The sequence below is a fragment of the Caenibacillus caldisaponilyticus genome (genome assembly GCF_002003465.1).
In the GTDB taxonomy this organism is placed as follows: domain Bacteria; phylum Bacillota; class Bacilli; order Bacillales; family Sporolactobacillaceae; genus Caenibacillus; species Caenibacillus caldisaponilyticus.
The window spans coordinates 1-12684 of the sequence record NZ_BDDQ01000052.1; the positions used below are offsets into that span (position 1 = coordinate 1).

Below are 12684 nucleotides of genomic sequence, written 5' to 3' on the forward strand. Positions count from 1 at the left end.
GTCCCAAATTCCAGTCCAACCATTCCGGCCAAAACGCCGGTGGAAGTCCGAAAAACGCTGGATGGCAGACTGTTTGTCTGGTACAAAGGTAAGCCCTACCCCTTGATGGAAGCAACCCGGAACAAAGCGGCAAAAACTCCTGAAAAGAAAAAGGAGAGCTCAGAAAAGAAATCGTACAAGCCAGGACCTGATCATCCTTGGCGCAAATATAGGCCCACGAATTCAAAGGAACTGAAACCGGCTTGAATGAACTGAGGTCAAAGTAAATATATCAGTGACATATTCACTGACGCGTTAGTATGACATTTTCACTGACGCTTGACACAACTTTTTTTATCACACTTGCTCACGACGACATTTAATATACCATGCCCCTGACGAAAATTCAATCCCTTTTTCAGTGATTTTTTCCTAATAAAGTGTCTTCGAGCGCCAAAAAACGAGGGTTTTGCCTCAATGCCCGCAGGTGTTCGAAAGGCCGGGCTTCCCGACCACATCCCCGCCTTGATGCACCCAACCGATTCCACCGCCGCGGCGTCATACAAAAAAACTTGTCCTCCCTTTCGGCCTTCGGTAAACTTTAAACGGTGATAAAAAATGCAAATTTCAATGCTGCAACAACTTTATAAAAATCTCCGCCATCCGCGGCAAGCAGCGATGTTCCGTTTTTTGAAAATCGGGAACAACATTCTTTACGGCTTTTTTCTTAGCCTGCTCAGCGCAGTCTTGTTCTCCCCGCAGATCGTTTCGACCATCGTTAAAACGACCAAAGGGTTGTCTTTTATTTTTATCCCGTTGACGTTTATTTTTTATTACATCATGTTGTGCGCCGCCGCCTTTTTTTTCGTCACCGTCCTGGCGCTGGCGGTTTTACCGGTGAAAACCGTTTTAAAGCGCAGGCTCAATTATCAGCAGCTCTGGTCGTTGTCCGTCAACGCCATGACGTGGCCGACGTTGCTCTTTGCCTGTATCAATCTATTTAAGGAGCTGCCGGCGTGGAGCATCTGGCTGTACATCCTCGCCTGTTATTTGATGGCCGCGAACCTTGTCTCCGCGATTCCGAAGCCTCGGGGAAAAGCCGTCGTCCGCCCGGGGGGATCCCGTCCGTCCGGGTGATCGGGCAAGCGATCCGACGGCGCGGGACTCCGAAGCGATCTCTCGAAGATTCCATGTATCCGAATGACGTGCCCACATCGGCTCCTTTATTCCTCCTGACGGCGTTCTTCGGCTAAAGGCGCGATCACCAGCTTCGTCCCGTCCACTTTGGTGACGACGATCGGCACGCCGGGGTCGAGCCAATAATCTTCCGTCGTTGCGCTGTACCGTTTGCCTTCCACCTCAATCGTGCCGACGGGCCGGCACGGCGTGGCCGTCCTCCCCGTTTTCCCGACCAATCCCTTATACTCCTTGTTCAGCGAATCATAGCCCTGTTCGCTCGTCAGCCGTTCCGTCAACATGATTTTCGACCAAAACGTGCGGCGCGGAAAAATCTTTAATAAGAACAGCGCCCCCGCACTGCCCAATAAAAAGGCCACGGCCACACACACGCCATAAACCGCGGTCGGCGCCGGAAGCGCGCAGGCGGCGAGCATCAAGAAAAACCCGATCAAAGCGACCGACCCATTATTGATCAACTTGGCGTCGATAACGAGACAAATGAAGCCGATAATCATCAGGGCGAGCATCAAAACGGGGGCTCTCCCGGGAAGATGATGGAGGAAATACAGCAGAAACAGCGCGCTTCCCGTTGCGCCGAACACCCCTTTCGCTTTCACGAGACATTCACCGAACCCCAGCAATGCGGCCAAAAAGATGACGAGAAATCCGACAGCCGGGTTGTTTAACAAAGTCATGTTTTCCCCTCCGTTCACCGCGTTCTCGCCCGCAAAGACACCTTCAAACGCCGCCGCGCGGACGCATCGACAACGGGCGCCTGAAAGGCGCTTTTCTTTATTTATTTTACGATGATCCGGTCGGCCGGGTTTCCAAAATTAAATGCATGAAACGAAAAACCGGAACATACATATGGATAAAACGAACGAAAACGGGCGGGAATAGTTATGAAGAAACTCATCATTTTAGGATTGTTTGCGCTCGCCGGATGGACGAGCTTTTACGACATCACCGTCGGCACGCTCAATTTTCTCCCCGGGACCCACCGCGCCGAAGCGAGCCCCCGCGTTCAACAAACGGACGGGCTGACTTACCGGACCGTGACCGTCGAACCCGGTGATACCGTCCTGTCTGTGCACGAACGGCTTAATCCGGCGGCGCACATCGCGATCGAAAAAGTGCTGAACGATTTTCGAACGTTGAATGGCGGCCAAGATCCGAACCATATTCAAATCGGTGCGAGTTATCGCTTCCCCGTTTACGGCGATGACGGCAACGAATAAACTTGATAGTTTCCATCCCGGAAGCCGGCCGCCGTCGTGACCGGTGTTCATCGGGATGGATAAACTTGATATTTTCCATTCCCTACTGATACAATGAGGGTTGTAAAGCTGGCGGTTTGACCGTTCCGACCGCCGGATGCGACCGTCTCTCACACGGCCGAACGATCGGCCTTTAGCCGACGGCGGATAACGGCCAGATTGCCTTTATAAAAAGGAGCGAATGGGAATGGGTCAAATCACCCATCGGACCAAAACGCGTAAAGTCAGAGTAGGGAATTTGACGATCGGTGGAGCCAATGAAGTGATCATACAAAGCATGACGACGACCAAAACGCATGACGTGGAAGCGACGGTCGCGCAAATCCATCGGCTGGAGGAAGCCGGCTGCCAAATGGTTCGCGTCGCCTGCCCCGACATGCGGGCTGCCGAAGCGATCCCTGAGATCAAGAAGCGCATCAACATCCCTCTGGTCGTCGACATCCATTTTAACTATAAACTCGCCCTGAAGGCCATTGAAGGCGGCGCCGATAAAATCCGCATCAACCCCGGTAATATCGGCGGCCGCGACAAAGTCGAAGCCGTGGTGAAAGCCGCCAAGGAAAGGGGCATCCCGATACGCATCGGCGTCAACGCGGGATCCCTCGAACGGCGCATCCTTGAAAAATACGGATATCCGACGGCCGACGGCATGGTCGAAAGCGCGTTGCATCACATAAAAATTTTGGAAGACCTTGATTTTCACGATATCATCGTATCGCTCAAAGCGTCCGACGTCCGGCTGGCGATCGAAGCCTACCGGAAAGCGGCTCAAGCTTTTGATTACCCGTTGCACCTCGGCATCACGGAATCCGGGACGAAATTTTCGGGATCGATCAAAAGCGCCGCCGGCCTCGGGGTTCTTCTTTACGAAGGCATCGGAAACACGATTCGGATTTCGCTGGCGACCGATCCCGTCGAAGAAGTGCGAGTCGCCCGCGAGCTCTTGAAAACGTTCGGGCTTGCCTCGAACGCCGCGACGCTCATCGCTTGTCCGACTTGCGGCCGCATCCAGTTCGACCTCTTTAAAGTCGTTAATGAGGTGGAAGATTACATCGAAAAAATCAAAGCCCCGATCAAAGTCGCCGTGCTCGGCTGTGCGGTGAACGGACCCGGCGAAGCGCGGGAAGCGGACATCGGCATCGCGGGCGGCAAGGGCGAAGGCTTGTTGTTCAAACACGGCCAGGTCATACGCAAGGTGCCGGAAGACCAACTCGTCAGCGAACTGAAAAAAGAGATCGATCTGCTCGCGCAAGAGTATGCGGAAAAACAAAAAGAAGGCCAAGAAACGGCAAGGCGCTGACCCAAATGGGTCAAGCGCCTTTTTTTGGTCGTTCGGGTATGACGGCCGCTGAATTCAGAAAAATGGAGCGGTAAATAGACTGATGACGATTGCCGCCACGCCGATGCCGATCGCCCAAGCGCCGAGCGCCCTCGCTCCTTGCCGACGGGCGATGAAACCGACGATAATGCCGCTCGCCCCCATGATGACCGGCAAAAAGAACAAGCCGACTACGGAGAGAACGATCGCCAGCCAACCGAGACCCGTTCCACCTGCTTCCCTATCATCGTCTTCTGCCGCATCCCGACGTCTATCGATGACCGGACGGTCGACGGCCGTTTCCGCCGCCGTTTCTTCCCTATAACGGTCGTCATCGTACGGACGTCCGGCGTCTTTGCGCCGATAGATGTCGTTGAGGCCCGTATCGTCATCGAAAAACGGATCCTCATCGATGGCGCCGTTGTACCTTCTTTCTTGATCCTTATCCGTCATCGTGATCCCTCGCTTTGTTATTTCTAGGATCACCTTTATTTTGTCGTTCGCAAGGTCTCTTTATTGATGAAATAAATGGCAAGCCGACAATGCGGCGCCGATTTTTCCCGCGCGAATCGCCTGCTCCTTTCCCCTTAAAAAAGTTGTGCGCTCATCGGGTTTGATTTTCCGCACGGACGCCGGTGTCCCGAAACCGCCGCCGTTTGAATTCCCAACAAGGTTAATCCCTTCAACGCTCACCCGTTTCATAAGGAAATTCGATGAGAATGGTCGTTCCTTGACCGGGTTCACTCTCAATGACAAACCGCCCGTCGTGATCGTTGATGATTTTTTGGCAAAGCGAAAGGCCGATGCCTGTCCCGTTCGCTTTCGTCGTAAAATAGGGCTTGCCGATTTGATCGAGCACTTCCTTCGCTATGCCGGGCCCGTTGTCCGAAAAAAGCACGGTATAACCATTGTTATGCGCACGACCGCGGATCGTGAAACATTTGTCGGGCTGTGCGGACGGGAAGGCCTCCATGGCGTTGTGGAATATATTCAACACCACCTGTTTAATCATGGAGTGGTTAAGCGAAAGCGTGCGGCTTGTTCGATCAAAAGAATGGACAAAACGCACCTTGCGCAAGAGGCATTCGGATTGGATGAGCGAAACGAGCGTCAGAAAAAACGCCTGGGGTTCATATGACGCTTTTCAAGTTTCTTTCTTGAAAGCGACAAAAATTCCTCAATGATCCGATATAATGCTATTCCCACTTATCAACCAACATTAATAGGTGTGATTCCCGATATATTTTTCGCCATTTCTTGTCAAAATTGGTCGAAAAAACATCATTTCCAATGGCTGCAACCTGCGTAAACGACGAACGCAATCAACACACATAGATGGTCCGCGCTTGCCTTTGCGTGGAAAACCGCGTTTTGCCGTCACCCCCCTTAGCCGTCCGACATATTTATGTAAAGTCGGATTTTCTTGATCGACGAAACGGGAACGGGGAGTGACCTTCCTTTGAACCATTTGATCAAACAATTCGTCAACCAAAAAATCAACGGTTTGACCGCCGGCGAACTCGAGCAGCTCGCGCGCCGCTATGGCGTTTTTTTTAATAACCGCCAGGCGGAAGCGATCATCGCTGTTCTGAGAAGACAGCCCGTCGACATCTTTTCGGAAGGCGAACGTAAAGCGATCCTTGGGCAAATCGCCGCGACGACCGATCCCGGATTGGCGGGAGAATTGGAAAAACTTTTTCAGCGCTTCTTGCGCTGGGCCAACCGGCAATGACTAGGATCGGCCATCGGACCTCGGCCGGCAAGAAACAACCGAGCGTAAGGACGAGCCTTGCGGATGCGCTCCTCGATTGATCCGTATGACGCAACGGCAAAAAAAAACGGGCCGCCCGCCTTAAGCGAGCCCCCTCCTATATTGGCCTTATTGTGCCATGATATCTTCTTTTAAATGTTCGTTGAACGTTTGTTTTCTCAACATGTCGATTTCAAATTTGTACGGCGGCTTTTTATTTTGTTTGTCTTCTCCGACATAAGGCGTCTCCAGAATTTTTGGAATATCTTCCAATTGCGGGTGATGGACGATCCGATTCAACGCTTCAAACCCGATATAGCCGCAACCGATGTTTTCGTGCCGGTCCTTTCTCGCCCCGCAAGGATTTTTGCTGTCGTTGATGTGCAGCACTTTCAGGCGATCCAAACCGATAATGCGGTCGAATTCATCGAGGACGTCGTCAAAACGGTTGACGATGTCATACCCGGCATCGTGCGTGTGGCACGTGTCAAAGCAGACTGATAATTTCTCATTATGATGGACGCCGGCGATGATGTCGGCCAGCTGTTCGAAGCGAAAACCGCATTCCGACCCTTTGCCCGCCATCGTCTCCAAAGCGATTTGGACCGTATCGTCCCGGTCCAGCACTTCGTTAAGCCCTTCGATGATTTTCTTGATGCCCTTTTCGACGCCTTCTCCGACGTGCGAGCCTGGATGAAGCACGATTTGCTTGGCGCCGATGGCTTCCGTCCGGTCGATTTCCTTCCGCAAAAATTCGACGCCGATCGCAAACGTTTCGGGTTTCACCGGATTGCCGATGTTGATGATGTACGGCGCGTGAACGACGATCTCAACGATGCCGTTGGCGGCCATATGCGTGCGCCCGGCTTCAATGTTTAATTCTTCGATCGGTTTGCGCTTCGTGTTTTGCGGCGCACCGGTGTAAATCATGAACGCGTTGGCGCCGTACGAAGCCGCCTCTTCGCTTGCGCCGAGCAGCATCTTGTCGCCTTTCATCGAAACATGAGAACCGATTTTTAACAAGAACAGACCTCCTCTCTTGTCCATTTTACCATGATCTTGTCCATCTTGCCCGATATACAGTAAAAAGGAGCGGAAGGCATGACGCCTTCCAACTCCAAACAGGTTGGGATTCCGCCGGGACTGGGACGAATCGACACGACTTGGGCACACCGAAACCGGGAGACACGCATAGTATATCGCAGGACATCGGGTCGCCGCCGGTGCGGCGATCGGGTTTCAAGAGGGAGAGATATCCACATGTTTCCGTTCAGACAGGCGACATCAAACTTCGCCGGCGGCATGAATCCGGGGACGTTCATGGGTGCGGGCGGCGCTCCACAAGGCATGCCTTCCCCGTTTGGCATGTTCGGTCCGCCGCCGGGATTTCCGAGTGCCGGGACTCCGAGCACAGGCGGCGGTCTGTCGAGGCTGCTCGGAGGTTTGTTCAACAGCGGCGGGAGTACAACAGCAGCGACGACGCCCGGAATCGCGGGTCCGTTCGGTTTCGGCGGTCCGGCCGGCGGCATGGGCACGTTCGGCGGCAGCGGCCTGACCAACGCCTTAAGCGGGGCCGGATCGGCGGGCGGCGGCGGGTTGAGCGGGCTTGCCGGAATGTTTCAAAACGTCCAAAAGGCGATCGGCGTCGCGCAGCAAATCATGCCGATGGTGCAGCAATTCGCCCCAATGGTCCGCAACCTTCCGGCGCTCATCAACATGGTGCGCACGATGCGCGAACTCAACGATACAAAAGACGACGAGCCAGCTGATACTGAAGACAAAAAAAACGACCGAGTCCAGCGAAACCATCGCTATCCAAACGGATCCAGAGCGCAAACGAGCAAAGAAAAGCGATGGCGACGCCGACAACGGCGCAAGCAAAGCGAAAAAGCGAAGCCAGACAGACGGCGACGTTCCCAAAAAAGCCGAAAAACCCCGATCGCAAACAACCGCGCGTTCCACGGTAAAACGCGCCTCGACTCGCAACGAACGTTCTCCAAAAGCAAGGTCGGCCGTTTCCGCAACGTCAAAGCCGACGTTATACGTTTAATCGTTCGCGTCCGATCCCTCCGCGTTCGGGCGCTTTGACTTGATTAGAAACCTTCCGTCCCCGCGTTTCATACAACGTTCATTGTTTCCCTGCGGGGTCTCCTTTATAATGAAAGAGAGATACCCACTGGCGGGAGGCGTTTTTTTTGAAAGTGATCAAAGTATCGCCACGCGGCTATTGTTACGGCGTCGTCGACGCCATGGTCATTGCGCGCCAAGCCGCAATGAACAAAGAACTGCCGCGTCCCATATATATTCTAGGCATGATCGTTCACAATCGCCATGTGACCGAAGCTTTCGAGAAGGAAGGCGTCATCACCCTCGACGGAAAAAGCCGGATCGAATTGCTCAAAGAAATCGACAAAGGCACCGTCATCTTCACCGCCCACGGCGTCTCTCCCGAGGTGCGCCGCTTGGCCAAAGAAAAAGGGCTCACGGTCATCGACGCCACTTGTCCGGACGTGACGAAAACCCACGATTTGATCAAGGAGAAGACGGCGCAAGGCTATCACGTCATCTATATCGGCAAAAAAGGCCATCCGGAACCGGAAGGCGCCATCGGAACGGCGCCCGGCTATGTCCACCTCGTGGAGACGATGGAAGACGTCGACCGCTTGGACCTCCACGCGGATAAAATCATCGTCACCAACCAGACGACGATGTCGCAATGGGATGTCGCCGATCTCATGGCTTATGTCAAGGAAAAATATCCGCACGTCGAAATTCACAACGAAATTTGCCATGCCACGCAAACGCGCCAGGAAGCCGTCGCCGAACAAGCAAAGGACGCCGATTTGACGATCGTCGTCGGAGACCCACGCAGCAACAATTCCAACCGGCTGGCGCAAGTGAGCGAAGAGATCGCGGGCACGCCCGCGCACCGGATCGCCGATTTGTCCGAACTGAAGATCGAATGGCTTCTGAACGGCGTCGAAACCGTGGCGGTGACCTCCGGCGCGTCAACGCCGACGCAATTGACGAAAGAAGTGATCCTGTTCCTTGACCAATTCGATCCGAACGATCCGTCGACATGGGAAAAACGGCCGCTTCCGGCCGACAGGGATATCTTGCCGAAGATCGTCATCAAAAAGAAAAAACAAGCCGCGGGAAATGCCTAATTCCGCGGCTTGTTTGCTGCAACAGAGGTTTCCACCGTTTATACAAACGTAAAAGGATTGGTGTCGCATTCGGAAGCCAACACTTCCGTTCCGTCATAGCCGTTTTCCTGCAAATATTTTTTAAGGAAAGCGGCAATGCCCTTCTTCATCACTTTTTCGATCGTATGGCCGGCATCGATCAAGCAAAGGCCTTCCAGCATCGCGTCATGGCCGGCGTGGTAATCGATGTCCCCGGTGATGAGCACGTCGGCGCCCGCCCGTTTCGCATCGCGGATAAAGTCCTTGCCGGCGCCGCCAAGGACTGCGACGTTTCGGACGCGGGCATCCAACGGGCCGACGAGCCGGACGCCGTCGAGATCCAAGCGCGCCTTGACTTTTTCCGCCAAGTCCTTCAAAGCCATCGGTTCGGGCAACGTCCCGATCCGCCCCAGGCCGTGAACGACCCCTTTGTTTTCCAAAGGATAGACGTCATACGCGACTTCTTCATACGGATGAACGTCCAACATCGCGCGAATGACCGCATCCAACAACCGTTCAGGCACGATTGTTTCAATGCGCACTTCGTCGACGATTTCGAGTTTGCCTTGTTCGCCGAGATACGGCCGCGTGCCTTCGCCGGGAAGGAACGTCCCTTTGCCTTCCACATTAAACGTGCAATGGGTGTAACGGCCGATGGCTCCCGCGCCCGCTTCACCGATGGCCGTGCGCACTTCATCGGCGTGCGACTGCGGCACATAGACCGCGAGTTTATATAATTTTTCCTCTTTGACGGGGACGAGCACGGTGCGGTCTTGAATGCCGATCGCATCGGCGAGCCAATCGTTCATTCCACCTTCCGCCACGTCCAAATTCGTATGGGCAACGTAGACGGCGATGTCATTCTTGATGCATTTCGCAACGATTTTGCTTTGCCCGGCATCCGTCCGCATGTTTTTCAACGGACGATAAATGACGGCGTGATGGGAAAAGATCAGATCGGCGCCCCATTCCTTCGCTTCCTCAACGACGTTTTCCAACACATCGAGCGTCACGAGCACCTTTTTGATCGGCTTGTTCAACGTGCCGATCTGCAGGCCGATTCGGTCGCCTTCAAGGGCGAGCGATGGAGGGGCCCACCTTTCAAACGCTTGGATTAAATCGTGCCCGTATACCGCTTTCGTCATGCCAAAACCCCCTTGATTTCGGCGATTTCTTTCTTTATGGCCATCGCTTTCGCTTCGGTTTCGGAAGGCCGCTTGGCTTTCTCCAAAGCGCGCAAGACGCGCTCCCGTTTCTCTAATTCAGATAGCCATTTTTTCCTGAAAACCGGCCCTTGTTTTTGCAACAACACCGGACCGAAGAAGCGCTCGCGTTCGGAAAGCGGCGCCGGATGGCCGGGATCGGCGGCGATGATTTCGTAAAAATGGCCGTCCTCTTCCAAGATTTGCTCATCCACGATGTCATATCCGTTGGCGTCCAGCCATGCGCGCACCTTGTCTGCGGCATTGTTTGGCTGCAAAATCAGGCGGGCCGAATCGTTCAGCCGATCGGCTCCCGCTTCGAGTATCCGGCGAATCAATTCTCCGCCCATGCCGGCGATGACCACGGCATCCGCCTCGCCCGGCCTCAGAATCGAAAGCCCGTCGCCTTTGCGGACATCGATGCGGGCTGCCAAACCGCAGGCATGCACGGTTTTTAATGCGGACCGATAAGGCCCTTCATTGATCTCGCCGGCGATCGCCTTTTTGATCCGCCCGTTCAACGCCGCATGGCAAGGCAGATAAGCGTGATCCGTTCCGATATCGGCAAGCGTTGCGCCTTGCGGAACATACTCGGCGATCGCGAGCAAACGGCGGGAAAGATGAATGTCGCTCATGGTTCACCATCCGTTATGATTTGCGGGTTCTTCCGGAAAACGCTCAGGCGCGTGATCGGGACGAACCGCCAAAAGATTTCATCCTGACGTCAACCATCCTAGGCCGTTCCTGTTCCTACAGAAGGCCATGGCATCCTTTATCTTAATACTTGGCGCCGCGCGTTGGCAAATCCCGCAGAGGACGAGCCGATTTGCCAAAAATAAAGCGACCACCCGCGGTGATCGCTTGTTTGTCTTGATTATTTTTTCTTCGCCAGCCAATCGGCGACTTTCTCCGCCGCTTTTCCTTGAATGATATTGCCCGGCATTTGGCCGCCGCCGTTTTTGATCTGATTCAAGATTTGATTTTTGGACATTTTGCTGCCAATATGTTGGAGATTCGGACCGACGCCGCCTTCCAGATTTTGGCCGTGGCACGATGAACAGTTTTGCTGGAAGATTTTATCCGGCGACTGATTGGCTCCATTCGCTTTTTGTTCCGTCGAAGCGCCGTTTTCTTTTGCAGCTCTTTCGTGAGCGGCATGTCCCCCCCAAACGCTCACCACGATCATGAGCACGATGCCGAGCGCCGCGATGACCGCGAACGGGATGAGTGGATTCCGCTTCATCAAACGTTCCTCCTTATGTATCGAATGTCCTTTCCCGAATCATATTGCGAATTTCTAAAAAAATATAGGCCATTTTTTATTTTACTTTATTGAAAACGCTAAGAAAAGGAAAAACGGTTTGTTCACAATTTCGTCACGTTTTCGTGATCCCGTTAAAACGGCGCCCGATCTTAGCCATTGCCAAAAACACGCAATAAAATACCGCGCCCGTCTGTCAAATCGAAGACAAGGAGCGGCGATTCCCTGCGGTCGACCGCCGAGCGGCCGGTCATGAGGCGTCATCTCGTCTGAGGCCGCCGGCCTGGTCGTTGCTGACACACGCTCAACACCCGATTTCCCGGGCGATCACCATCCGCTGGACTTCCGACGTGCCTTCTCCGATTTCCAAGAGCTTGGCGTCGCGCAAATACCGTTCCACTTCATATTCGCGCATGTAGCCGTTGCCGCCGTGAATTTGGATCGCTTCGCGGCAGATTTCCATGCACGCTTCCGAAGCGTAGAGCTTGCACATCGCCGCCTCTTTAGAAAAATTTTTCCCGTTATCCTTAAGCCAGGCGGCCTTATAGACCATGAGGCGGGCGAGCTCAATTTTCATGGCCATATCGGCCAATTTAAACTGAATGGCTTGAAATTTGGAGAGGGACGTCCCGAATTGCCTGCGGATTTTGGCGTAACGCAGCGTTTTTTCATAAGCCGCTTGCGCGATGCCGACCGCCATCGCTCCGATTCCGATTCGGCCGCCATCGAGGGTGGCGAGAAACTGTTTAAAGCCCTCGCCGCGGCGTCCGAGCAAATTTTCTTTCGGCACGCGTACATTCTCCAAATGGATTTCGGTCGTATTCGAAGCGTGCAAACCCATCTTTTCGTACGGTTCGCTGATGGTCAGACCTTCCGCATCCGCGGGGACGATGATCGCGCTGATTTCTTTTTTGCTTCCTCGCCGGCCCGTGACGGCGGTGATCGGAATCGCCCGCGCGTAGGAAGCGTTGGTAATGAAACATTTGGTTCCGTTGATGACCCATTCCCCGCCGTCCTCAACCGCTGACGTTTCCGTTCCTCCGGCGTCCGAACCGGCTCCAGGCTCCGTCAAACCGAACGCCCCGAGGGCCTCGCCCGTACAAAGCGGAACGAGATATTTTCGTTTTTGTTCTTCCGTTCCGAACATATGGATGGGCGCGCCGCCAAGCGAAATGTGCGCCGAATAAGTGATGCCCGTCGATCCGCAGGCGCGGCTCAATTCTTCGACGGCAATCACAAAACTGATCGTATCGGCTCCCCCGCCGCCGTACTCCTCGGGAAACGGCAAACCGAGAACGCCCAATTCCCCCAATTTTTTAAAGATGTCCTCAGGAAAAACACCCGTGCGGTCGCGTTCGATCGCCCCCGGCGCCACCTCTGCGTCGGCGAATTCCCTCATCATTTTTTGCAACATGCGATGTTCATCGCTTAATTCAAAATCCATGGCCGAACCACCCTTCGTCTTGATGGGGATACCTTTATTGTATGCGCTTCCATTTTACTTTATTTTATAGTATTTTTGACAATACAGCA

Annotated in this window: 14 protein-coding genes and 1 pseudogene; 7 read left to right on the forward strand and 8 right to left on the reverse strand. The window is 53.9% G+C overall.

Annotation, left to right across the window (positions count from 1 at the left end):
- A pseudogene (locus tag CCB157_RS18105) lies at nucleotides 1-246 on the forward strand (ISNCY family transposase); the annotation flags it as partial.
- A 351-nt stretch (nucleotides 247-597) separates the two neighbouring features.
- Entirely contained in the window at nucleotides 598-1116 is a 519-nt protein-coding gene (locus tag CCB157_RS13470) for a DUF1189 family protein (protein WP_077616401.1), read from the forward strand.
- 86 nt (nucleotides 1117-1202) lie between these two features.
- On the opposite strand, the gene CCB157_RS13475 is transcribed toward CCB157_RS13470, so the two are convergent.
- Nucleotides 1203-1853, reverse strand: a complete 651-nt coding sequence (locus CCB157_RS13475; protein WP_077616402.1) for an NfeD family protein — start codon at nucleotides 1851-1853, stop codon at nucleotides 1203-1205.
- Between the two features lie 207 nt (nucleotides 1854-2060).
- Here CCB157_RS13475 and yqfZ point away from each other — a divergent pair, with 207 nt between their 5' ends.
- Nucleotides 2061-2396: a protein YqfZ gene (yqfZ, locus tag CCB157_RS13480; protein WP_077616403.1), complete on the forward strand. Its 336-nt coding sequence runs from the start codon at nucleotides 2061-2063 to the stop codon at nucleotides 2394-2396.
- Between the two features lie 226 nt (nucleotides 2397-2622).
- On the forward strand, nucleotides 2623-3735 hold the full coding sequence (gene ispG / locus CCB157_RS13485; RefSeq protein ID WP_077616404.1) for a flavodoxin-dependent (E)-4-hydroxy-3-methylbut-2-enyl-diphosphate synthase: 1113 nt from the start codon (nucleotides 2623-2625) through the stop codon (nucleotides 3733-3735).
- Between the two features lie 54 nt (nucleotides 3736-3789).
- On the opposite strand, the gene CCB157_RS13490 is transcribed toward ispG, so the two are convergent.
- On the reverse strand, nucleotides 3790-4206 hold the full coding sequence (locus CCB157_RS13490) for a DUF456 domain-containing protein (RefSeq protein WP_077616405.1): 417 nt from the start codon (nucleotides 4204-4206) through the stop codon (nucleotides 3790-3792).
- Between the two features lie 229 nt (nucleotides 4207-4435).
- A complete protein-coding gene (locus tag CCB157_RS13500) occupies nucleotides 4436-4765 on the reverse strand; it encodes an ATP-binding protein (protein ID WP_143287056.1) in 330 nt (109 codons plus the stop codon).
- 447 nt (nucleotides 4766-5212) lie between these two features.
- Here CCB157_RS13500 and CCB157_RS13505 point away from each other — a divergent pair, with 447 nt between their 5' ends.
- Nucleotides 5213-5485 (forward strand): DUF2624 domain-containing protein, encoded by a 273-nt coding sequence (locus CCB157_RS13505; protein ID WP_158077324.1) that lies wholly within the window; start codon nucleotides 5213-5215, stop codon nucleotides 5483-5485.
- A 147-nt stretch (nucleotides 5486-5632) separates the two neighbouring features.
- Here the strand turns inward: CCB157_RS13505 and CCB157_RS13510 are convergent, their stop codons facing one another.
- On the reverse strand, nucleotides 5633-6526 hold the full coding sequence (locus CCB157_RS13510; protein ID WP_077616409.1) for a deoxyribonuclease IV: 894 nt from the start codon (nucleotides 6524-6526) through the stop codon (nucleotides 5633-5635).
- 237 nt (nucleotides 6527-6763) lie between these two features.
- On the opposite strand from CCB157_RS13510, the gene vrrA reads away from it, so the two are divergent.
- Complete coding sequence (vrrA, locus tag CCB157_RS13515) at nucleotides 6764-7591, forward strand: VrrA/YqfQ family protein (RefSeq protein ID WP_158077325.1); 828 nt, start codon at nucleotides 6764-6766, stop codon at nucleotides 7589-7591.
- A gap of 107 nt (nucleotides 7592-7698) precedes the next feature.
- Entirely contained in the window at nucleotides 7699-8670 is a 972-nt protein-coding gene (locus tag CCB157_RS13520) for a 4-hydroxy-3-methylbut-2-enyl diphosphate reductase (protein ID WP_077616411.1), read from the forward strand.
- Nucleotides 8671-8708: 38 nt separating this feature from the next.
- Here CCB157_RS13520 and CCB157_RS13525 read toward each other — a convergent pair whose 3' ends face one another.
- The 4 genes from CCB157_RS13525 to CCB157_RS13540 all read right to left on the reverse strand — a co-directional run bounded on the left by CCB157_RS13525 (nucleotide 8709) and on the right by CCB157_RS13540 (nucleotide 12595).
- The gene (locus CCB157_RS13525) at nucleotides 8709-9833 is read right to left on the reverse strand and encodes a Nif3-like dinuclear metal center hexameric protein (protein WP_077616412.1); all 1125 of its coding nucleotides are present in this window, start codon (nucleotides 9831-9833) and stop codon (nucleotides 8709-8711) included.
- Nucleotides 9830-10525 carry a tRNA (adenine(22)-N(1))-methyltransferase gene (locus tag CCB157_RS13530; RefSeq protein ID WP_077616413.1) on the reverse strand — a complete coding sequence of 232 codons (696 nt, stop codon included), beginning with the start codon at nucleotides 10523-10525 and terminating at the stop codon, nucleotides 9830-9832. The genes CCB157_RS13525 and CCB157_RS13530 overlap by 4 nt, the downstream gene beginning before the upstream one ends.
- Before the next feature lie 239 nt (nucleotides 10526-10764).
- Nucleotides 10765-11133: a cytochrome c550 gene (gene cccA, locus CCB157_RS13535; RefSeq protein WP_077616414.1), complete on the reverse strand. Its 369-nt coding sequence runs from the start codon at nucleotides 11131-11133 to the stop codon at nucleotides 10765-10767.
- A gap of 322 nt (nucleotides 11134-11455) precedes the next feature.
- On the reverse strand, nucleotides 11456-12595 hold the full coding sequence (locus CCB157_RS13540; RefSeq protein ID WP_077616415.1) for an acyl-CoA dehydrogenase: 1140 nt from the start codon (nucleotides 12593-12595) through the stop codon (nucleotides 11456-11458).
- Between the last annotated feature and the right edge of the window lie 89 nt (nucleotides 12596-12684).